This is a genomic window from Candidatus Dadabacteria bacterium, from assembly GCA_026706695.1.
Classification (GTDB): domain Bacteria; phylum Desulfobacterota_D; class UBA1144; order Nemesobacterales; family Nemesobacteraceae; genus Nemesobacter.
In genome coordinates, this window is sequence record JAPOYE010000026.1 from 1 (window position 1) to 22,711 (window position 22,711).

Annotated in this window: 14 protein-coding genes; 12 read left to right on the forward strand and 2 right to left on the reverse strand. The window is 50.0% G+C overall.

The annotated features are described in order from the left end of the window. Nucleotides 1–1,597 (forward strand): UvrD-helicase domain-containing protein (locus OXG10_02245; GenBank protein MCY3826188.1); only part of this gene is annotated, 1,597 nt, incomplete at its 5' end. Here the strand turns inward: OXG10_02245 and OXG10_02250 are convergent. Further along, nucleotides 1,594–3,069 (reverse strand): YdiU family protein, encoded by a 1,476-nt coding sequence (locus OXG10_02250; protein MCY3826189.1) that lies wholly within the window; start codon nt 3,067–3,069, stop codon nt 1,594–1,596. The two genes, OXG10_02245 and OXG10_02250, sit on opposite strands and share 4 nt — an antisense overlap. 128 nt (nt 3,070–3,197) lie before the next feature. On the opposite strand from OXG10_02250, the gene OXG10_02255 reads away from it, so the two are divergent. After that, nucleotides 3,198–3,482: a DUF2103 domain-containing protein gene (locus OXG10_02255; GenBank protein ID MCY3826190.1), complete on the forward strand. Its 285-nt coding sequence runs from the start codon at nt 3,198–3,200 to the stop codon at nt 3,480–3,482. On the opposite strand, the gene dnaE is transcribed toward OXG10_02255, so the two are convergent. Further along, the gene (dnaE, locus tag OXG10_02260; protein ID MCY3826191.1) at nt 3,471–6,920 is read right to left on the reverse strand and encodes a DNA polymerase III subunit alpha; all 3,450 of its coding nucleotides are present in this window, start codon (nt 6,918–6,920) and stop codon (nt 3,471–3,473) included. The genes OXG10_02255 and dnaE overlap by 12 nt on opposite strands. 759 nt (nt 6,921–7,679) lie before the next feature. Here dnaE and OXG10_02265 point away from each other — a divergent pair. From OXG10_02265 to OXG10_02310, 10 genes are all read left to right on the forward strand, one after another. Beyond that, a complete protein-coding gene (locus OXG10_02265; GenBank protein MCY3826192.1) occupies nt 7,680–8,957 on the forward strand; it encodes a hypothetical protein in 1,278 nt (425 codons plus the stop codon). Next, nucleotides 8,957–10,108: a hypothetical protein gene (locus OXG10_02270; protein ID MCY3826193.1), complete on the forward strand. Its 1,152-nt coding sequence runs from the start codon at nt 8,957–8,959 to the stop codon at nt 10,106–10,108. Before OXG10_02265 ends, OXG10_02270 begins: the two co-directional genes overlap by 1 nt. 452 nt (nt 10,109–10,560) lie before the next feature. After that, nucleotides 10,561–12,111 carry a CYTH and CHAD domain-containing protein gene (locus OXG10_02275; protein ID MCY3826194.1) on the forward strand — a complete coding sequence of 517 codons (1,551 nt, stop codon included), beginning with the start codon at nt 10,561–10,563 and terminating at the stop codon, nt 12,109–12,111. An 88-nt stretch (nt 12,112–12,199) separates the two neighbouring features. Next, nucleotides 12,200–14,353: an RNA degradosome polyphosphate kinase gene (locus OXG10_02280; GenBank protein ID MCY3826195.1), complete on the forward strand. Its 2,154-nt coding sequence runs from the start codon at nt 12,200–12,202 to the stop codon at nt 14,351–14,353. A 3-nt stretch (nt 14,354–14,356) separates the two neighbouring features. After that, nucleotides 14,357–15,871 (forward strand): Ppx/GppA family phosphatase, encoded by a 1,515-nt coding sequence (locus tag OXG10_02285; protein ID MCY3826196.1) that lies wholly within the window; start codon nt 14,357–14,359, stop codon nt 15,869–15,871. Between the two features lie 151 nt (nt 15,872–16,022). Further along, a complete protein-coding gene (locus OXG10_02290) occupies nt 16,023–18,170 on the forward strand; it encodes a DEAD/DEAH box helicase family protein (protein MCY3826197.1) in 2,148 nt (715 codons plus the stop codon). A 17-nt stretch (nt 18,171–18,187) separates the two neighbouring features. Continuing rightward, nucleotides 18,188–18,406, forward strand: a complete 219-nt coding sequence (locus tag OXG10_02295) for a hypothetical protein (GenBank protein MCY3826198.1) — start codon at nt 18,188–18,190, stop codon at nt 18,404–18,406. Beyond that, entirely contained in the window at nt 18,403–20,544 is a 2,142-nt protein-coding gene (locus OXG10_02300; protein ID MCY3826199.1) for an AAA family ATPase, read from the forward strand. The genes OXG10_02295 and OXG10_02300 overlap by 4 nt, the downstream gene beginning before the upstream one ends. Before the next feature lie 17 nt (nt 20,545–20,561). Next, nucleotides 20,562–21,023, forward strand: a complete 462-nt coding sequence (locus OXG10_02305) for a hypothetical protein (GenBank protein ID MCY3826200.1) — start codon at nt 20,562–20,564, stop codon at nt 21,021–21,023. A gap of 17 nt (nt 21,024–21,040) precedes the next feature. Continuing rightward, nucleotides 21,041–22,681, forward strand: a complete 1,641-nt coding sequence (locus OXG10_02310; protein ID MCY3826201.1) for a hypothetical protein — start codon at nt 21,041–21,043, stop codon at nt 22,679–22,681. The last annotated feature ends 30 nt before the right edge of the window (nt 22,682–22,711 follow it).

The following is a 22,711-nucleotide window of genomic DNA, read 5'->3' on the forward strand; positions in this document are numbered from 1 at the left end:
CGAAAGGACTCAAACCCTGATTTCAGGGGTGGTGCACTTCAAAGTTCAAGGGGCGTCTGAAAATGAAGGCGTGCGCGCGCGTTATCAGAACAGGTTTGTTCACGTGCTTGTCGATGAGTACCAGGACACGAATCCTGTTCAGTATGATTTCGCGAAGACCATATCCCGGGGCTTCGGAAATCTTTTCGTTGTCGGCGACGACAGTCAGTCTATCTACGGGTGGAGAGGAGCGAACATAAACAATATTCTCGATTTCGAGAAGGATTTTCCGGGGGCGAAAGTGGTGAAGCTCGAGCAGAATTACCGTTCCACCTCAACCATACTCGGCATTGCGAATTCAGTTATAAGGAAAAATCTGGGCAGAAAGGAGAAGACTCTCTGGACGGAGAATCCCGAGGGAGAAAAGGCTGTGGTGTTCAAAGCGGGGTACGGAGAAGACGAGGCGCGTTTTGTCGCGAGGAGGAGTTCGCATTTGGTCGAATCCGGGGACTTCACATGGGATGACATTGCGGTTTTCTACAGGGCCAACTTTCAGTCGAGGGTAATTGAGGATGCTCTGAGGGCGCGCGGGGTTCCCTACAGGATAGTTTCGGGAGTGGGCTTTTACCAGAGAGCGGAGATAAAGGACATAATCGCCTATCTGCGCCTTATCCAGAACCCCTCTGACGACGTGAGCTTCGAGAGGATAGTTAACGTCCCGCCGAGAAAGATAGGATCTGCCACGGTCGGCAAACTGCGTGAAATATCGCGGACGCACGGATTCGCTCTTGCGGATGCGATTGAATACTGCGGGGAACAGCATCTTCTGCCGCCGCAGACCCAGAGCGCTCTCTCCACCTTCACCGATATTCTGGGGGAATTTCGCGCAGTAGCGGAGCAAGGTCCCGCCGCGGAAGTGATCAAGGCGCTTTTTGAGCGTACTGGCTATCTGGATTATCTGGGGGACGAGCATCACAGGGTGGAGAACGTCAGGGAGCTTTTAGCGGCGGCCGATGTGCTTGAAGATATAAGCCTTTCCGACTTTCTTGATCTTGTGCTGCTTTCAACCGATGAGGACAGGGAGGATTCGGAGGGAGAAAAGATTTCCCTCATGACGATTCACGCGGCCAAGGGGCTTGAGTTTCCCGCTGTGTTCGTGGTCGGAGCGAACGAGGGACTGCTTCCGCACAGATTGTCCGCGGAAACCTTCGAGGGGCTTGAGGAAGAGAGAAGACTGTTCTACGTTGCGATAACCAGAGCGAAGAGGTCTCTGTTTATAAGCTACGCTTCAAGGAAGAAAGCTGGTTCAACCCGAGCCTATGATCTTGAAGAATCAGTTTTCCTTGAAGACATTCCATCAGAACACGTGATCTACGAATCCGCAAGGAAGGAACTGTCGGACCGAAGTTCAGAGCGCTTGCGCGGTTCGTCCTCCAAGATGTTGTCCGCGTCCGAGGATACGGTCCGGAACTTAAGACCAGCACAGAGGGTCACCCATCACATTTTCGGTCCCGGGGTCGTTAAGCAGATTGAGGGAAAAGGAAACAAGGCGGTGGTTACGGTTGATTTTTTCGGTTCCGGCGTGAAGAAAATTATTGCGAGCTTTCTTGCCGGTTAGGAAAGACAGCTCACGAAGAGATCCCTTGCCCACTCTGGGGAGGCTCCCGCGTAGCCCTCATGCCCCGGCTGTTCCGAGAAGGGATTCTCGAATATCTTCCTTACCTTTTCTATCTCCGAGCAGTCCTCCCGCTCAAGGGCATCCCTTATCGCGGTCTCCATTATGTGGTTTCTCAGAACGTACCTGGGATTGACGGAATCCATGAGCTTTTTTCTCTTGTGGTCGCGCAGCGAATTTTCCCGGAGTTCCCCGGCGTACTCTGAGATCCACTGCCGCCATTTCTCCGCCGCCGCGCAGAGTTCCGCAAGCCATGGATTTCCTTCAAAAGAGCCGTCGCGGCTTACGTCGGAGAGGCTTCTGAGAAAGATATGGTAGTCCGTCCCTGATTCGGCCAGCATCCCGAGGGTTTTTTCAATAAATCGAAGGGATTTTTTTTTTTCCTTCTCAAAGCCGAATCTGCGCAGCATGAGTTTTCTGTAAGTTTCGGAGAAGGTCTTGTCGTAAACATCAATCGCGAGGGCGGCCTGTTTTTCGTCCACCAGCTTTTCCAGGCATCTTGCGAATTTCCCGAGGTTCCAGCGCGCGGCCGCGGGCTGGTTTCCGTAGCTGTACCTTCCGAAGTGATCAGAGCGGTTGGAGACGTAATCCCTGTCGAACGTTTCCAGAAATCCGTACGGTCCGTAATCAAGGGTGAGACCCGTTACGGACATGTTGTCGGTGTTCATTACCCCGTGGGTGAAGCCGAAAGCCTGCCACTTGGCAAGGGTGACTGCCGTTTTCTCCGCCGTCGCGAGCAGAAAAAGCCCGTAGCCTTCCTTTGTCCCGCCCGGAATCTCGGGGTAGTGGCGGGCGATTACGTAATCGGCAAGCGTCCGGATGCTCTCTTCTTCGCCCCGGTAGTAAAAACCTTCGAACGAACCGAAGCGCACGTGGGTCTCCGCGACCCGGAGCATCATCGCGGCGGGCTCCCGGGTTTCCCTGTCGATTTTCTCCGTGCCTCCCACCACGCAGAGAGCTCTCGTGGACGGAATTCCCAGATGGTGGAGAGCCTCGCTTCCCAGGTATTCCCTTATGGAGGACCTCAGCGTTGCCCTTCCGTCAAAACCTCTTGAGAATCTGGTGGCCCCGCATCCCTTGAGGTGAAGATCCCATTTCCGGTCGCGCTCATCGATTATCTGCCCGAGCAGAAGCGCTCTTCCGTCTCCAAGGTGCGGGTTGTAGACCCCGAACTGCCACCCGGCGTAGTACATCGCCAGGGGATCCGCGCCCGGAAGCGGCCTTTTTCCGCATAGATGCTCGGCAAGAAGGGGGTTTTGTTTCTCGTCCGGGTCTATGCCGAGTTCCGCCGCCAGGGTTTCGTTAAACGCCGCCATATGAGGGTTCCAGAACGGAACAGGATCTTTTTTCTGGTAGAATTCGTGTGGCAGTTCCGCGTAGGCGTTCTCAAAACGAAGATCTGTTATTTTTCTCATCTCGCAATGGCCTCTGCGCTCCGTTTCGCGTTATGCCGGCCGGGGAACGGGCGTCGGGGAAAATCCCCGCATCCGGGTTCATACTACACCCCGGTCCTGTAAGGAGTATAATATTCCCTTGGGAAATCATGAAATACAGAAAAAACAAGATAAAAACCGAACATTCGATAATAAAGGGACTAAGGCGTTTTCTCGAGGACAACATCTCGGGGCTTGACCACGTGACGGGAATCATTCCCGGGGAGATAAAGGTCGGCCGGGCCACCGGGGAGAATCTCGCGGTGAGCTACAAGTACAGCACCCTAAGCGGGGCCAAGCTCATAGCGAGAAGCGGCACCTCGGTGCAGGAGGTGTTTGTCATCACGAAGGATCCCGAGGAGCTGAAAGCGCTTATAGAGCGTCTAGGCGAATGAGCTTTCCCTGAGGGTCACCGCGCCTTCCCCGAGCAGTCCCTCGATGTTTTCTATGAGCTCGTCCCCGAAGTCGACCTTGCAGTTTCCGACCCTCAGGACGGCCTCCGAGTGGTCGGTCTTCATGTCGATTATAACGGTCGAGTCTCCCGGGAACTTCTCGAGGATCTCCCTCAGGCTGAGTATGTTCTGCTCGTTTGCCGATTTGCGGGCGATGCTTATGCGGACGGCGGAATTCGTTCTGATTTCCCTGAGCGAGGAGATGTCGCTTGCGAGAAGACGTATCTTGTCGTCGGAGACCTCGACCCTGCCTTTTGCTATTACGGGCTCGATCTTCTGCTCAAGGAGGGACTTGGATGTGCGCAGGGTGTCGTTGAACACTATCGCCTCCACGAAACCGTTCAGGTCCTCCAGGGTGAAGTAGCCGATGAGGCCGGTTCCCTTGCGGGTGTTTTTGGTTTCAAACGATCTCACCACACCGGCGATTCTCACTTCGGCGCCGTCTTTTGCCTGTTTTACCGACTCGCTGTCGTGAAGGGGTCTGTATTTTTCGAGTTCGGAAGAATATTTCTCGAGCGGATGCGACGATATGAAAAACCCGAGCACGTCAAGTTCGTTCTCGAGCCTGGTGCGGTCATCCCACCGCTCGGTTTCGCCAAGCTCGGGGGCCGCCACGGAACTCGGAAGGTCAAACAGCATTCCCTGGCCGTTTGCCGGCGCGTGATGCTTCATGGCGTTGTAGCCCAGAAGGGGCTCGCGGGAAGCGAAAAGCTTCGCCCTGTTCGGTTCGAGTGAGTCGAAAGCGCCTCCCATTATCAGGCTTTCAAGCGCCTTTTTGTTGAGTTTTTTTGAATCCACCCTGGCGCAGAAGTCAAAGACGGATTCGAATTCCCCGTCTTTTTCCCTGCATTCTGCAATTTCCTCGATAAGGCTGTTGCCGACATACTTGATCGCGGTGAATCCGAAGCGTATTTTCCCCTGAGAAACCGTGAATCCGGAGGAGCTTCGGTTTATGTCGGGCTGCAGGACGTCAATTCCGAGTTTTTTGCACTCGGTTATTCCGGAGATCACCTTGTCCACGTTATGCGCCTCGACCGACATGAAGGCCGCCATGAATTCAGCCGGGTAGTGTGCCTTCAGGTAGGCCGTCTGGTAGGTGATCATGGCGTAGGCGGCGCTGTGGCTCTTGTTAAAGGAATACTCGGCGAATTTTTCCAGCGTGTCGAAAAGCTCGGCGGCTTTTTTGCTCTCGAGGCCCTTTTTCTCCGCTCCGGTAAGGAACCTTTTGCGCTGCGCCCTCATTTCGCTTGATTTCTTCTTTCCCATGGCCCTTCGCAGGAGATCCGCCTCCCCCATGGTGAAGCCCGCAAGCTCGCTCGCGGTCTGCATTATCTGCTCCTGGTAAACGAAGAGGCCGTAGGTTCCTCCCAGTATCTCCCGAAGCGCGGGATGCGGAAAATCCACCGTGCCCCCGTTTTTCCTCCGGGTGAACTCCTCCGCCATGCCGCTGTCAAGAGGGCCGGGGCGGTAAAGCGCAAGCGCGGCCGTTATGTCCTCGAATTCCGCGGGCCGTAGCTTCGCCAGAAGATCCTTCATTCCCTGGGATTCAACCTGGAATATCCCCATGGTCGCGCCTTCGCGAAGCAGGGCGTAGACCTTGGGGTCGTCAAGGGGGACCCTGTCAAGGTCGAATTCCTTTTCGTCTTTTCCCTGGTTTTCTCTTACGTACTTAACAGCCTTGTCCAGTATTGTAAGGGTCTTTAGGCCAAGGAAATCGAATTTCACGTAGCCGAGCTTCTCTATGGAGTTCATGTCGAACTGGGTTACGATCTCGTTTTTGCTTCCCCTGTAGAGGGGTATGTAGTCGGCAAGCGGCTCGTTCGATATCACCACTCCCGCCGCGTGGGTGGATGAATGACGCACCATGTTCTCAAGAGACCTCGCAAGCTCCACCGCTTCGGCAAGCTCCTTGTTATCGGAAAGCCGCTCCCTTATTTCCTTTACCTTGCCTACGGCTTCCTCTATGCTGAACACCTTTCCCCGGAAAGAGGGGATCATCTTCGAGAGCCGGTCGACTTCCGCGTAGGGAAGCCCGAGCACCCTCCCCACGTCCTTTATCACGGCTTTCGAGGACATGGTTCCGAAGGTGCCTATCTGGGCAACCTTGTCCGCCCCGTATTTCTCCGTGACGTATCTTATTACCTCGTCGCGGTGCTCACCGCAGAAATCGACGTCTATGTCGGGCATGCTCACCCTCTCGGGGTTAAGGAACCTCTCGAAAATAAGGTTGTGCCTTATGGGGTCGATGGCCGTTATGCCGAGGGCGTAGGCGACCAGGCTCCCGGCGGCGCTTCCCCGCCCCGGTCCAACCGGGATATCGTTTTTCCTGGCGTGGAATATGAAGTCGGAGACCACGAGGAAGTACGCGGAAAATCCCATCTTGCAGATGGTGTCAAGCTCCGAGCTGAGCCGCTCGCGGTAGGTATCGTGGGCCTCTTCGGGTATTTCGTTTTCCCGGAGCATTTTCTCGAGATTTCTGCCCGAGATCTCGCGCATGAACTCGTCAAGCGATTTTCCCTCGGGAGGGACATATTCCGGGAACCTGTACCCCTCGTTTTTGAACTCGAAATCGCAACGCTCAGAGATTTTCACCGCTTCCTCAAGCGCGTTCTCGAAACCTTCCATATCCCTGGCCATCTCTTCCCTTGTCTTCACGAAGAAGTCGTTGCTCTGGAATCTCATTCTCTTGCGGTCGGCCACCATGCTTCCGGTCTGGATGCACAAAAGCGCGTCGTGCGACTTGTAATCCTCCCTGGTGAGAAAATGGCAGTCGTTGGTCGCGGCAAGCTTTATGCCGAGCTTTTCGCCGATTCTTCTAAGCCCCCTGTTTACCCTGCGCTGCTCCTCAAGGCCGATTGCCTGCACTTCAAGATAGTAGCGGTCCCCGAATATCTCCTTGTATATCGAGGCGATTCTTGCCTGCTCCTTCAGGTCCTTTTTGAAAATGGCCTGGGAAAGCTCGCTGCTCATGCACCCGGAGAGGACTATGAGCCCCTCGTTGTGCTCAGACAGCATCTCGTGATCAACGCGCGGGCGGCGGTAAAACCCCTCGAAGTAACCTCTTGTAACGAGCCTCGAGAGGTTCCTGTATCCCTGCTCGTTCATGCAGAGCACGGTCAGGTGGTAGTTCTTTCCGTCGGAAGGTTTTTCAAGCTTAAGCGTCGGGGTCACGTAGAGCTCGCAACCTATTATGGGCTTTACGTCGCGGGCCTTTGCCTTTTCGAAAAACTCGTACGCGCCGAAGAGGTTTCCGTGGTCGGTCACGGCTACGGCGGGCATGGAGTGGCTCTCGGCTCTTTCGATCAGCTCGTCGAACTTTATCGAGCCGTCAAGAAGCGAGTACTGCGAGTGTAGATGTAGGTGAACGAAGGAATCTGCCATTGCGGGTTATGGCATTGAATTATACATTCTCCGGCAGCGCCGTCCAGACTGAGAGGGAGATGGAAGCCGACCGCCTATGAATAAAAGCTGGCTTGTTCCATAATTCAAGTTTGTCTTGTCCCCGAAGAGCTTCTCAATGGTACCGCGAGCAGTACGGACATAACCAAAAACAGGTTGAGTACAGATTTTTGCGAAGTGTTCTCTCTTCCCGCAAATCTCAAGTTTAGTAAGATTGCCAAGATTGCCCAGTTTGGGTGGAATCGGCTCGGTTAACCCAAGATTGTTAAAGAGAAGCAGTTCCGTGAGATTGGTCAAATTTCCCAGCTTGCGCAGGAGCGGTCCACTTAAGTGTTTCTCGTCACAAGCATTGTAATTCGATAACAGCTTCAGTTTCGTGAGGCTGTTCAGGTTGTCTATCTCAGGATGAGTTTTCCCATGCAGGTAATGTTGGCTGAGGTTCAGTTCAGCAACTACATTTTCACTATTAGGATTAGAGGTTTCAGTAGTAGGAGTAGGGGGTCAGTAGCTGTAATCCCAAACCAATTGTCAAGCAGTTTTCAGTTGTTCCATAAGTTGTTCCATAAAATGATGATTTGCAGCTTGGTTTTGCATGGAGTTCGAGCGTTAAGAAAATGATAATAAAGCAATTCATGGGAAACAAACGAACTTGTCAAATCCTGATACATTGACAATCAGAAGAAAAGGTGGTTAGTTCTCCTTATTTCTTCACGTTAGAATTTCAATTGGCGGAGAAATTCATTGTTCCAGTACTATGAATCCCTAAGAAAGCAAAACCGTGGTGCTTGGATAGTGCACCACGGCCAAAAAACGAGCAGAACCACTGGTGGCTCAGCCGAGTTTCCTGCCTTGGACACCGCAGGCAAGGCTGCCTCACTCCTATCTCAATTGGCGGCGACTGACCAAACTACACTTTCCAAGAACCGGGTCATATCGTTAGGCCGCGCTGCCGGATTGAATCCGAATCTCGACCTTCCACCGCTACTAGCTATCCTGTCTGAGAATCGTGTTATAGATATGGGAGAATCTGGCGATGTGGAAGTGCTCGGGCTTACGAGTAGCGCCACTGTTCAACATGCATCGGATATTTTCCACAGTCTCAGTCCAAGTACCGAAGAAAAAGCGGCAATAGCTTTAGCGGAAATAACTTCTGAAGCACCGAGGCCGGAAGTCGTGACAGGCCAGTTCATTGGTGACGAATTTCAACTCACTAACAAGCAAACGAAAGGCTTCCTGAGGCAATCTGAGCTGTTCGGTTTCGTGGATGCGGAAGGACATGGGGACGAAAAGGTGCTTTTCAATGGCAATCTATTTCGTAGGGACAACATTACGAAAACAATGCGGATAATCGATTCTTTAACTGATTCAGAGGCGAACAATGTAAGACAGTTGAATCAACTTCTCGAACAGAAAGGCTGCCTCTTAGTAGACAATGTTGAAGAGATGCTGGGTGACCAATTGTTTGCTAAACTGCAAGCAGCTGGAATGTACGATGTCAATCAGATGAGCAACCCCTCTGGCCAATTTGGTTTCGTTACTCGTCCTGCTGCATTTCACAAATACAACGACCCTATCGTAGACGATGCATTTGACCTAGCTAAAGCTTTGGTATCGGCGTTAACCTATGGAATGACCAAGAGTGCCTATAGCCGGGGACGGATCACGATGGTGGATGCGCTTCTGAGAAAATTAATTGCGGGACATCGAGTCGGACCGGCCACAGCAATCGGTGAAGATTACCAAGTATTGGAAATGAAGGGCGTGATTAAAGTCACGCGAGATGGATATGGATACATTATGGAACTTTTAAAGCAAGACATCGGCGAAATGGCCTTGTCGGTTCTTACCACAGGTGAAGCATCTTCTACCACCGTATTAAACCGGTTGCTTCCGGGGAGTTTGACTGCATACATTGGGCCGGAAACAACCCGAGAGAATATACGTAAACTTCAAAGGCCACGAAGTAAGCGGCTCACGTTAGATGTGTTGACCGCGCTTAGAACCGAGGGAGGTTTGTGATGGCGACCGGGCGTATGGGTAGAAAGGGTCCCCACCTAGAAGAGTTGTTGAGGGCATATTTCTGGAAGACTGGTTGTTTCGCCTTGCGGAATGTACTTTATCATATTGATGGCGAGCAAGTGACGGACATAGATGTATGGCTCTATGAGCGCCCGACAGCTTTCACCAGACGTATCGTAATAGTGGATGCAAAGAAAAGAAAATCTCCAAAAGCGTATGAAAGAATCATCTGGGCGAACGGATTGAGGTCCGCTCTTGGCGTTGACGGGGCAATTGTTGCTACTACTGACAAGCGCCCCAGCACAAGAGCATTGGCCAAAGATCTTCGAATAACATTATTGGATGGTCATGCAGTTTCAAAACTGTCGGCAAGTCGGTCCCTGCTTAACGAATCAGACCTTACACTGGAAGATTTGAATTCTGCGATTAAGCGAGTGGATGACCAGCGTCGGTCTACGGATTTTCGAGACACGTGGACTGCGGCGAAGGCATCTCTAATAGGCAATTTGGGGATTCAATCTGCAAATCAGAATTTGGCGGCGGCGGGTTATTTTGCGGAGCAGGTGGTGGTTTCGTCAAAGAATTCAGAGCAAGTGAATGTGGGATTACGTTTGTTGTACCTTACGTCTGCGCTAGCGGCAATAAACTTAGATTATGCGACATCTGAGTTGGCGTTTTTGGCTAAGAAGGAACGGAGAAAAGCTATAATCGAAGGTGTTCGATTCGGGCAGTCAGAAAAGTCGTCAGTACTGGCTACCATGAACACCACTCTTGAACTAGTTCGGCAATATCTTGATAATGGAACTTCTCTGGCGAAGAGTCTAGCAGAGCGCTTCTACTTGGATGCGAACAACATTCAAGCAGAGTTAATTGCAGATTACGTTTCGAGTGTGTCGGCGACGAGCAACTTGTTTGTTACGGCACGAGAATTGGCAGAATCAGCACAACGTATTCACGTGCCGGGCTTTGATGGCTTGCGCAAAGATGCTAAGTCTTGGATTGGTGTTATTTTAGATTTTCATCAGATAGAAAGGGCAAAACTTGCGAATGTTTCTTTCGGTGTGGATGTTCAATCGGAGGGGGAGAGTGAGATTAAAGACGCTAAGAAAGAAAATGAAGGGGAAATCCCCAAACTTTTTGACGAGAGCTAAATTCGAACAATGGTTCAAGTGCTGCCTCAAAAGGTAGCAATGCGTGGCGGATTTGGATATCCTCTGCTACGCAACAATCTTGGCGTGGGCGCTGGAGAGATCGGAACCCAGGTTTTTCAAGAGTTTGTCCACTACGTTAGACTGGCGATTGCCTCACGGCGGTAGATTTCTTCGAACACGATGATCACGCGTTGGATGAGTATCGGCCGGGTGACTCCGAAGTGGGTACGGATGCGTTCAGTTAAGCCGATCAGAGTGCCGTTGACGCGAGAGTCTTGCTGGATCGAGACTGGGGCGTTTCCGAGGTCGTTCTGGACGGGGGTAAGGCAGTCGGCAGTCGCAGGTTGGGGTTAAATTGTACATTTCCTCGGTTTCATCCAGTAGCAAAAAGAAATGACAACCGGGCCTTAATCGAGTAGATTAAATAGTCTAGTTTCCGACAAACTGGGTGGTTGAATCTTTACGTCATGTACGAGGAAACGGAATTCAAGCTGTCCCTTTCGCCCGCCGTGGCGAATCGGATTCTGCGTTACAAGGGACTTAAGCCCCTTCGCAGGGGCCGCCGCACAAAGCGTCATCTCGTAAGCACCTATTTCGATACCCCGCGCCACGCGCTTAGAAAATCCGACATAGTCCTCCGGGTGCGTGATAACGGCAACGGTAAGCAGCAGACTATAAAGGTGCCGTTCCAAGGCCTCGCGGGACTTCAGAATTTCCGTGAATGGACCATTCCGGTAAATGGCGATTCCCCGAATCTTCGCGCCGTGGACGACCCCGCACTCGCGCGCTCTCTCTCCCGCCGACGCTACGAAAAGCGCCTCAGCCCTTTGTTCACCACGGACTTTGAGCGTGAAGCGGTTCGCATAAGGACCCGGGGCACTGAATTCGAGTTGGCGGTGGATCAGGGAGTGATTCGCGCCGAAACACGCGAGGGGTTCGTTGAGGAGCCTATCTGCGAAGCGGAGCTCGAACTGCTCTCGGGGAACCCGGCGCGGATGTTCGACGTGGCCCTTGAACTCTGCGAGGCTTACGACATACGCCTCGGTCACCTTACAAAGGCCCAGAGAGGCTATGCACTTGCAAGGCCGGCTCTCCGGCCAAAACCGCTTAAGGCCCCGAAGGTCACGCTTACAGAAGAGATGAGCGTGGGAGATGCGTTTAATTTCATCATTGCCGGCGCGCTTGAGCACATGTTCGCAAACGAGATTCCAACCCTTGAGGGAAGGGCCGAGGGGGTGCACCAGACTAGGGTGGCTATGAGGCGCGTGCGCGCGGCGCTTCGGGCCTTCAAGAAAATACTTCCCTATGACAAGCGAAAGGCCTTTAATGGAGAGTTCCGCTGGTTCCAGCAGCGCCTGGCCCCGGCCCGTGACTGGCAGGTGTTTTTAAGCGAGACCCTTCCCAAAATAGCCTCCGCCGCGCCAAGGCAGGAGGAAGCGATAGAGCGCCTTCGGCGCATTGCGCGCGCCGAGCGCCGCCGTGCCGTCGGAGACGCGGCCGCCTATCTTGAAAGCCGCCGCTACGCCCGTCTGCTGCTCCAGTTCGAGCGATGGATCGCATCTGTAGAGAAGGAGGCCGGCTCAAAAACCTCCGACCAGCCCGTAAAGCCGTTTGCAAGAAGCGTGCTCAGGAGAACATGGCGCTATTTTCTCGAGGATACTAGGCCTCTTTCGCGTCTTCCTGACGAGGATCTTCACGAAATAAGAAAGCGGGGGAAAAAGACCCGCTACGCTACGCAGTTTTTCAGCTCGCTCTGGAGCGGCCCCGAGGTTCCGACCTTCATGAAGCTCATGGGACGCTTCCAGGACAGCCTGGGAAAGACAAACGACGCGATAGTCGCGCGGCACATCCTCGCGGCGGTCAAGCCCGGGAGACTTGATCCCTCGGTGGTCCGCCTCGCGCAGGAATGGTCCCAGGCCCGGGTTAGGAAGTGCCTTCGCACGGCACAGCCGCAGTGGAGGCGCCTAGGGCGGGTTACTCCGTTTTGGGAGACGGCGCGGTGAGTCCGGCTTTTCACGCGCCGGGTAATTATGTAAACTCACGGGTTGTGGGTGTTAAGACGCAGAATGTTACACTCTCAGGGGGTTGCAATTGGCTTCTTCGATAACGGACATCACGAGCAAGAGAGGCTCTGTCGGTTCTTCCAAGAAGTATCTTAACAGGGAGCTTTCCTGGCTTGATTTTAACCTGCGGGTTCTTGAGACGGCGGCAAACGATAAGGTTCCGCTTCTTGAAAGGGTGCGCTTTCTCTCCATCTCCGCAAGCAACCTTGATGAGTTCTACATGGTAAGGGTGGCGGGTCTCGCGGGACAGGTTATGGAGGGAGTTACCGACCGCAGCAAAGACGGCCTTACGCCGTCCCAGCAGCTAGAAGCCATAAGGGAGAAGGTCCGTTTCCTGCTTGACAGCCAGTGCGAGTGCGAAAAGGAACTGTTTTCCCTCTGCAAGAAGGCGGGGATCAAGATCGTGACTCCCGAGAAACTTGACCGCTCGGGCGCGAAGTGGCTTTCCGAGTGGTTCTCGAATAAGCTTTTCCCGGTTCTTACCCCGCTTGCCATAGACCCGGCGCATCCGTTCCCCTTCATACAGAGTGAGCGCCTTGTATGCGCCGTGCAGCTAAGCCGCGCCGAGGACGGAAAGCGCATGAAGGGTCTTATACTGCTGCCTTCCCAGGTGGAGCGCTTCATAAAGGTTCCGGGAGGAAAAAAAGTACAGTTTGTTCCGATCGAGAAGGTTATCGAGCACAACATGAAATTCCTTTTCCCGGGTTTTGAGGTTGAGGACAACGGAATCTTCCAGATCACCCGCGACAGCCTTCTTGAGATAGACGAGGACGCGGAAGATCTGGTAGAGACGTTTGAGACGGCGCTTAAGCAGCAGCGCAGGGGAGGCTCCGTGATCAGGGTTGACGTCAACGCGGACATGCCGGATGCGATAGTTGACTTCATAATGGAGAAGCTCGAGGCCCACGACGCGCATTTTTTCAGGATCAAGGGGATGCTCGGGCTTGAGAGCGTGAAACAGATAATACTCGATGAGCGAAGCGACCTTCTTTACAAGCGCATGAATATTCGCTACCCCGAGAGGGTAAGGGAATTCGGGGGCGACGTGATAGCCGCCATACAGCAGAAGGATTTCGTTGTTCACCACCCTTACGAGAGTTTTGACGTCGTCGTTGAGTTCCTGAAGCAGGCCGCCGAGGACCCTGCGGTCGTTGCGATCAAACAGACGCTTTACCGCACCTCGGAAGACTCTCCGATAGTGAAAAGGCTCATAGAGGCCGCCGAGGCCGGAAAATCCGTAACCGCCATGGTGGAGCTAAAGGCCCGTTTCGATGAGGAGGCCAACATCCGCTGGGCGCACGATCTCGAGGACGCGGGGGTTCAGGTCGTGTACGGATTCATCGATCTTAAGACCCACGCCAAGGTGTCTCTTGTGGTGAGAAGGGAGGGTTCTGACATCCGCACCTACACCCACTATGGCACGGGCAACTATCACCCCATAAACGCCAAGATATATACTGACCTCAGCTACTTCACGGCCGACGAGGCACTGGGTCGCGACGCCGCCAAGCTTTTTAACTACATGACCGGCTACGCCACTCCGAAGAGGATGGAGAGGATATTCTTCTCTCCCGTCACGATGCGCCCTAAGGTGCTTGAGCTTATAAGGGACGAGATAGACCATGCGAAGGCGGGCCGTCCCGCGGTTATATGGGCCAAGATGAACTCCCTTGTGGACAGCAAGATAATAGACGCGCTTTACGCGGCGAGTCGCGCAGGGGTGAGAATCGAACTTTTCGTTCGGGGAATATGCTGCCTGCGGCCTGGGGTGCCGGGGCTTTCTGAGAACATAAGGGTGAAGAGTATCGTGGGACGTTTCCTCGAGCACAGCAGGGTCATCTGCTTCGGCGCCGGGGAGGGGCTCCCCTCGGACGGCTGCAAGGTCTTCATCTCGTCTGCCGACTGGATGCCCCGAAATCTTGATCGCAGGGTGGAGTCGCTTGTTCCGATCGAAAACGCCACCGTGAAAAAGCAGCTTGTCGAGCAGGTGATGGTCGCTAACTTAAACGATATTGCGAACAGCTGGGAAATGCTTCCCGACGGTTCTTTCCGCAAGCTTAAAAGCGATGCGGACAGTTTCTCGGCTCACAAATACTTTATGACCAACCCCAGTCTTTCGGGACGAGGCAAGGCACTTGCCGAATCCAGGCCGGTAATGCCGGCTGAGTTTGTGCAGGAATAATTCATGGCAGAAATCTCTCCTCCCGCCACGCCGTTCGGCAAGGCCGGAACCGTGGCGGTAATTGACGTGGGATCGAATTCCATACGTCTTGTGATCTACAAGGGACCTAGGCGCGCCCCGCTTCCGATACTTGATGAGAAGGTTCCCTGTGGCTTGGGGCGCGGGATGGATTCTCAGGGCAGAATGTCTCCGCAGAGCATGGATCTCGCCCTGCGAACTGTAAGCCGTTTTGTCGATATCGCGCGCTCGATGAGGGTTTCCGGAATAAAGGCGGTTGCCACCGCTGCGGTGAGAAACGCCGCAAACGGCCCCGATTTCAAAGAGGCCGTTGAGCAGCAGTGCGGAATTTCGCTTCGGGTGCTCTCTGGCATGGACGAGGCAAGGCTTTCTGCTCTCGGCACTCTCTGCGCTATCCCTGACGCTGACGGCGTAATGGGGGACATAGGCGGCGGAAGCCTTGAGTTGGTGGAGATCTGCGAGGGGGAAATAGGAAACCACGCCACATTGCCGCTTGGCACGATCCCGCTTCTTGAAAGCGGTCTGAGTCCCGCGAAAGCCCGCAAGAAACTGATTGCCCCCCTCCTTGACGAGCTTCCCTGGCTTGAGAACGCGAAAAAGAAGACCTTCTACGCCGTCGGGGGCTCGTGGAGAGCCCTGGCCAAAAAACACATGGAGTCTGAGGATTACCCGCTTCGAATAGTTCACAGTTACAGTCTTTCCAGATCAAGGGCGGTTGAGATGGCCCGGGAGATAGCCGAGATGTCTTCGGGTTCGCTTCAGGACCTCTGGATCCTGGGGCGAAACAGGGTGGAGTCCGCTCCTTACGCCGCCACGCTTATGAAGAGTCTTCTGAAGAAAACGGGCGTTAACAACCTTACGTTCTGCACGTACGGCCTTCGGGAGGGATGCATATACGACGATCTTTCCCCGGAGCAGCGTTCTCTGGATCCTCTAGTTGTCATGTGTGAGGAGATTGCCCTTAAGATGGGAAGATCCGTTGAGGAGGGCAAGGCTTTCTGCAGGTGGATAGAGAGGGCGATTCCGGATAAATACTCTAGGGATCCGAGGCTGAGACTCGCTGCATGTCATCTCTCGGACATAGGAATTTCCGAGCATCCGGAGTACCGGGCGGAGCAGGTGTTTTTGAGGATACTGCGGATGCCGTTTGTGGGAATTACCCATCCGGAGAGGGTGATGGTGGCTCTGTCGGTGGCCTCAAGGCACGCGGCGATTGGAAACCTGCTTCGCCGCTGGGAAGTTTCAGATTTTCTTTCTGGGGGTGATATTGAGGAAGCCAGGGTTACGGGGCTTGCTCTTCGCTTGGCTTACACGGTCTCGGGAGGGGTAGCGCGGATCCTTCAGAGCACCAGGCTTGAGAGGACTGGGGAAAAGCTTACTTTGCATATGCCTGACCAGATTCCTCACCCGGAAACCGTCGGTCGCCGTTTAGGGGCTCTTGCCAAGGCTGTCGGATGCGATTACGAGACGATTGCTCGGGGTGATGAAGAGGAGTGTTGAGTAGAGCGGTGCAATTTACTTAATAAAGACTTTTGCTTCGCTTAAAATTATTACCGAAAGAATTTTTCAGAACTTTCAAGCAGTAAAAATAAACCGTAGGGTTTATGATTGTTATTTACAATATTAATGTTTTATTCTGGTGTGACTAGTTATGGGATTAAGAAATATTCCCTACAAATCGGTGTACATTGTACCGAGGGATAACTATGTTAATGATGTACTGATTAGTTCTCTTAAGCATGCTACTTCCCTCGACTGTATGTTTGGTTTTTTCAGGAGTGCGGCGCTACGATCTATTGCGCCCGGCCTAGCAGAATACTTAGCGCGAGATACGCAACCAATGCGTTTGGTGGTGAGCCCTAATATTAGCGCTGAGGATTTCTCTGCTTTGCGGGAAGGTGTTTCGACACCCGTCGATGTTATTGAAGCTCGTCTCAAACATCTTTTAGGTAAAGCAAAGATTAGTACAGGTGCTCTTGTCAGACATACTCTCACCTGTCTTGCATATATGCTTGCAAATCAGCGGCTCAGATTTCGTGTAGCTTGGTTGCGAGACGGATCACTTTTTCACCCCAAGGTATGGTTCTTCAAAGATGCCAACGATACTGTTGTTGCACATGGATCAAGTAATTTTACTGATGAGGGGCTTGGTAGAAACCTAGAACAAATAAGTGTTGATATGTCTTGGGGAGGTGAACGATCAGAAGAAGCTATTAAAGCATTAACCGAAGAATTTGATGCCTTGTGGGATGGTTCTCGTGATTATATATATACGCTGGATTTGCCCGTTGTTATAGAAAATGAACTTATTCGAGAATATGAACCTAAGCGACCACCAACGACGGATGATTTTCAAAAAGCTTGGGAGGAAGATTCAAAAACTATAGAGAAACTAACAAGTAAAAATGTCTCAGTCCAAACTCCACCAACTATGGAATTTACGATCCCACCACATTTAAATTTAGACGAAGGACCATTTTCGCATCAAGGGAAAGCTATTGCTGCGTGGGAAGCATCCGAACGTCGTGGTTTTTTATCCATGGCTACGGGTTCAGGTAAAACAATTACTGCACTAGCAGCAGCTTCTCGGCTACAGCATGAACTTGATTCTTTGCTGGTGATTATCAGTGCTCCATACCAACCACTGGTTTCTCAATGGGTAGATGAGGTAACCGAATTTGGAGTAACTCCACTGCCTGTTGGAGGATCTCTTTCGGATCGAGCGAACCACCTTGATCTTGCTGTACGCAGACTGCAGTTAAAAGTCAGTCGGGTTGAAGTTATGGTTGTTACTGAGAACTTTTTGACTAGCAATAATTTTCGCCATGTTCTTGATAAACTTCCCGAGAGTCTCCCTACATTGTTAATAGCTGACGAAGCTCATAATCTAGGCAAAAAAAGTTTCTTAAAAAATACCCCTGATCGTTTCGATTATCGATTAGGCCTGTCCGCTACACCGGAGCGCCAATATGACTCGGAAGGAACTGCTGCATTATTTGCCTATTTCGGAGAGCCTGTTTTTGAATTTAGTTTAAGAGAGGCAATTGGTGTATGTCTTGTCCCATACAACTATTACATGCATCAAGTCGATTTGACCAATGATGAGTTTAGTGAATGGAAGAGCCTAACTGAGAGGCTTATACGAAAAGGTTTTAAAGGTGACGCTGATGCGTCGGATTCGGGTAGTCTTCCGAGGGATGTAGAGACATTGCTATTTGCGAGGCGGCGTGTAATTGAATCTGCAGAGAATAAGGTTGAAGCGCTTCGTCAACTGCTGAAAAGTCGGCCTCGAGATGATGTAAAGCATGTCTTAGTTTATGCAACAGATAAAAATCCGTTGCAACTGAGATCGGTTAATGAAATGCTACAAAACGATCTCAATCTTACGATCCATCAACTTACATCTGAAGAGACAGCCAATCGTGCTCGATCTTCTAACATCTTAGAGCGCTTTGCTAATGGTGACTATAACGCACTAACATGTAAGCGGGTACTCGACGAAGGAGTAGATGTTCCGCAAGTGAGTGAAGCGTATATATTGGCAAGCAATACTGTGCGACGTCAATGGATACAGCGTAGAGGACGAGTGTTACGTAAGTGCGATGCTATAAATAAGCAGCTTGCTTATCTTCATGATTTCATTGTCGTCCCACCTAATACTAGTGATAGTGGTTCGCGAGCGATATTGAAGGGGGAGCTTGAACGAGCTAGAGAATTTGCTGAATTATCCGCAAATGGCGGCAGTCCTGGTGGACCATTTGACAAGATTGATAAGTTGATGGCTAATATGTTTAATTAAATGGCTAGGAGAAAATAATGGCAACCGCCCCGCAGAAAAAGGTTTTAGAAGTGATTAAGAGTAAGGTAATGAAAGTTGATGAACGTTATGAAGGCTATCGCACCGATCTTATGGAGGCCCTCTACGATATTTTAGCACTGGAAAATGATCCTCCTTTCAACATTGCCCAGCGGGTTTCTCGTCGTATTACGGCTCTTAGCGAACTTTTGGTTGAAAAAGAGGGGAACATTGAATGAAAATTGAAGCGGCCCGTATTAGGAACTTTAAGCTGCTACGTAATATTGATCTTAGTTTCAGCACCGATCCACAAAAACCCCTAACCGTAATTCGAGCGGAAAACGGCTCAGGTAAGACCTCGACATTACAGGCACTACGTTGGGCTCTTTATGGTAAAGATGTCCTTGATGAACCGCTTGTAAGGTTGTCTCCTGCTGATTGGCCAGATAATAGCGTATGCACAGTATCTGTTGAAATTGATTTTGTTCATACTGCTGTTAGTAAGGTAGATGGCGAAACAATGACCTCTGCAACGAGATATATGCTTAAGCGAGAAGTTTGCGAAAAACCTGACGGCGATAGACCAAATAGAGAGCAAGACCGCGTAACTTTATTTGAAAAGACACCAGCAGGTGCGGAGTCGATTGATGCTGCAGAATCTAGACTTACACAGATGCTACCAAAAGAAATGATTGATATTTTCTTTACTGATGGAGATGCGGCAATGACATTTATTTCCCCTCAACTTTCCGATAATACAAAGAGAGATAAAGTAAAAGAGTCAATACGTTCGTTACTTGGACTTGATTTGCTTGAGCGAGTTGAGAAGCGTATTTCAGTTACACAGTCAGCAGTCAATAGGCAAATCACAAGGGATACTAGTTCCGATCAGTTAGCAGCTATTACTGAAGAAATTGAAGAAGCGACCAATGAGAAGGAGAAACTTTCCAAGACCATAACAGATTTGAATGAGCAAATCGAAAATATTCAGAGAAAGCTGGACACAATTGAACGCGATCTTACACGAGCATTAAAGGCTGGGAGCCATGAACAACTTGCTCACCAGAAAGAAAATTACCAAAAGCTGTTACATGCAGCTATTGAAGATGAGGAAGACCTTAAATGTGAGCATCAAGAGCTGTTCCAACAAGAAAGCCTGAGTTGGGGATTCCTAGAACCCGTTTTACAAATAGGATACGATTATTTGAATAATCTTCATGCTAAGGGGGTTATTCCTAAAGCTGCCGTGCCAGTACTTGAAGAGCGATTGGATTTGGAAAAGTGTATTTGCGGCGCGGATCTTTCAGAAGGCACTGAAGCCAGAGAGAAAGTTCGCGAGCTTATTGAACAACATCGAAAAAATGACCGGGAAGTAGATTACTTGTCGTCGCTTTATTATCAGTCTAAAACCGAGATTGGAACCTGGCTTTCTGAGGATACAAAGAAATGGTCTGGCTATTCTTCGGAACTTCAACAAAAACGACTTGCTGTTAAGAAGCGTATTGATCATGCACATCGAGAATTAAAGTCAGTAGAGGCAAAACTAGATCAAATAAACGAGGAAGAGATACAGGAGAAGCGCTTGCTACAGAACACAATGACATCTTCTCTTAGGGGAAAAAACAACGAGCTTTATCAAGCCGAAGCTTCACTTCAGGGTGTAGAGAAAAACCTGAAAGAACTTAACCATAAGCAAGAGAAGCTTCGCCGAGCTGATGAAAAAATGGCTGGGCTTAACGCAGAAAAAACAATTTTAAATGATCTTCAACAGATCGTTCATGGTTCTTTAGACGAAATGCAGGGGACTTATTTAGAACGTGTTAGCAACCGGATGAATGACCTTTTTTTGCACATGGTAGGTGCTGATCCTGAGCAGGGTGCTATTTTTCAGGGTGCACATATCAATGGCAATTACAGTATTGTGGTGCAGACCACGGACGATAGAACTCTCAATCCGGATCATGAAGTTAATGGTGCATCTCAACGTGTGTTGACTTTTGCATTTATATGGGCTTTGACGGAAGTGAGCGGTGTTGTAGCTCCTAGAGTCATTGATACTCCACTTGGTATGATGTCGGGAAATGTTAAACGCCGAGTTCTAGAAATGGTGAGTAGGGCTGCCGGAGAAGATGTCGACCGACAAGTTGTCTTATTCCTAACGCAATCAGAAATATCACACACTGAAAACATATTAGATAATCAATCAGGAGTTACTCTTACACTAATAAAGACAGACGATTATCCTGCAGACCTAATGAATGATCCTAGGGCACAGCAACCAGAAATTCGACTTTGTAGCTGTAACCATCGTGAATACTGTGATCAGTGTCAACGAACAAACTATGAAGATTTTCATCTTAGCTACCGGATGACTTAACCAAGAGAGAGTGTGAAATGGCAGTAGAAGCATTGATATCAGGCCTACAAAATCAGAGTCTAAGAATACCTTCCGAGCACCATGAAAACATACGTCGTTTCACTATGACAGGGCAATCGGAAGGTAATAAAAATAGAGATAATATTCCTTTCAATCGATACGTTGATATTTGGTGGCTTGCGATGTGTATTGGCATTCAGGAAGGTAAAAGAACATCACTCGAAGCGAGCGAATGGCATCCATTTGTGCGCGCAGGAGAGGTATTACCATCTAATCCATGGAGAATATTTCAACTTCAATTGCTTGCTGTAGGTGTGACAGGAAGCACCGAAATTTTATCTAAACCCGGAGAGCTTATCTTAATGGCTAACGAGTTTGCGGCAACAGGGTTACCTATCCTTTTAAGTGAAGCTCTCGGCAGTCAAGTACCAATCTGGGCCATGACGGATTTTGTATCAAGCCGTCTGAATAGTGAATAGATATTTTAAGGGTTTAGATGGTTTCTAACGCAATTCAACCTTGGGGCTATGCGCCAACACCTCTGTTGCCAAGGTCTATATTAAGAGTATTGGGACATTTGGATGCTCCAGGCTCCGTAAAGGATATCCTTGGAGAACGGGCTACTCTAACGGATCTGGAAAGCACCATATGGCGACATGTAGACTCGGTTAGCAAAGCTTGCCTAACGGAAATTGTCGACCTTGTAAGGAAACAGGTTAACAGTATTGGGCAAGTTGTCATTTACTCTGGTCAACCTCTTTCTCAACCAATAGAGGACCTTCCTTTTTCTACCAGAACAAAGAATGCGGTGCTTGCTGACACCGGCCAGCTCCATGCGTCTTATTTGAAGCTTCAGGACATTTTATTTGTACGTTCACTTGGGATCCGCTCTGCTATAGAATTTTCATGCCTGATTGAAGCAGCTATGTTGGATACAACTGCTTTTGACAGGTCTATACAACCTGAAAAACCACGAACTGAACCTGTTGAACCCTCTTTTCCAAAGATCAGCTCTGCTTTTCAATTTATATCTGCGTGGGCCCACGGTGAAAAAGATCTCGAGTCTTTAGCTTCCGCATTACCGGAACCTTTGCCGGACTGGCCACAGGAAATAAAAGTACTTTGGAGTGAGATTGGTGAAATAAGCACCAAAGAGCTTTCTGGTAATCTTGTTAAAAACTATTCAGTTCCAAATCTTGTTTCTTTAGCTCTGGGCCAAATTGATGAAAGACTAGTAAATATCGCTATTGAGCGGATATTTGTTGTTGATCGTCCTGTGACATTAGAAAATTTGGGAAAAAAATTAGATGTAACTAGGGAGAGAGCAAGACAACTTGAGAAAAAAGCGTATTCAACGCTTAAAAAAATATTTAAAGATAAGAAATTTCTCCCCGTTAAAAGGCGAGCTGAATCATTGCGGAGTCGTCTAGGTAATGCAGTTTTAGTGGAGCAAGATTTTTTTCAAGATTCATTAAACTGGGTAATTAGTGATTTTAATGAAAAATCGTTTGATAAAAAGATAAGTGCTGCACTGCTGTTATGGTTGGCTGGACCATATCGCTTATCTAAACGGTGGTTGTTGACGGATCGGAATCTTCCAACGAAAACTATTGTTGCACTCCTTAAACTACGCAACCAGTGCGGTTTTATTGAGGGAGAAGTAGTCGAAGGGGTTCTTGATGATTTAGGTATCGATAAAAAGTACCACAAAGCTTGGATTAATGATATTGACAAATTTCTTCCGATTGATGGCGGCTTCATTCACTTTCAAGGTGGTATGCTCGATAAAGCAAAAGCATTGTTACAATATTATGATAATCCTATGACTGCGGAAGAAATGCTGGAGTTTATTGGTAGTGGAAGTGTTCGAAGCTTCCGCCAAAGACTTATTGAAGATCCTAATTTTTGGAGAATAAACAAACAAAATCAGTTTGTGCTCGCTGATACGGAGGGATACGATGAGTATACTGGCATAATAGATGAGATTATTCAGGAAATCGAATTATGTGGTGGACAAGCTTCGGTAACACACCTAATAGAAAAATTATCACGTGTTTATGGTGTTAAAGAAAATTCTATGAATTATAGTCAAATCTGGTGTACAAGAGCAAAATCAAGCGGCGACCTGATTGTCTGATTTCACCTCTGTTGTTTTGTCCGTTGTCTC

Coding starts and splice junctions, on each gene's coding strand:
- OXG10_02250 (MCY3826189.1), bottom strand. CDS start 3,069: ATGAGAAAAATAACAGATCTTCGTTTTGAGAACGCCTACGCGGAACTG.
- OXG10_02255 (MCY3826190.1), top strand. CDS start 3,198: ATGAAATACAGAAAAAACAAGATAAAAACCGAACATTCGATAATAAAG.
- dnaE (MCY3826191.1), bottom strand. CDS start 6,920: ATGGCAGATTCCTTCGTTCACCTACATCTACACTCGCAGTACTCGCTT.
- OXG10_02270 (MCY3826193.1), top strand. CDS start 8,957: ATGGCGACCGGGCGTATGGGTAGAAAGGGTCCCCACCTAGAAGAGTTG.
- OXG10_02285 (MCY3826196.1), top strand. CDS start 14,357: ATGGCAGAAATCTCTCCTCCCGCCACGCCGTTCGGCAAGGCCGGAACC.
- OXG10_02290 (MCY3826197.1), top strand. CDS start 16,023: ATGGGATTAAGAAATATTCCCTACAAATCGGTGTACATTGTACCGAGG.
- OXG10_02295 (MCY3826198.1), top strand. CDS start 18,188: ATGGCAACCGCCCCGCAGAAAAAGGTTTTAGAAGTGATTAAGAGTAAG.
- OXG10_02300 (MCY3826199.1), top strand. CDS start 18,403: ATGAAAATTGAAGCGGCCCGTATTAGGAACTTTAAGCTGCTACGTAAT.
- OXG10_02305 (MCY3826200.1), top strand. CDS start 20,562: ATGGCAGTAGAAGCATTGATATCAGGCCTACAAAATCAGAGTCTAAGA.
- OXG10_02310 (MCY3826201.1), top strand. CDS start 21,041: ATGGTTTCTAACGCAATTCAACCTTGGGGCTATGCGCCAACACCTCTG.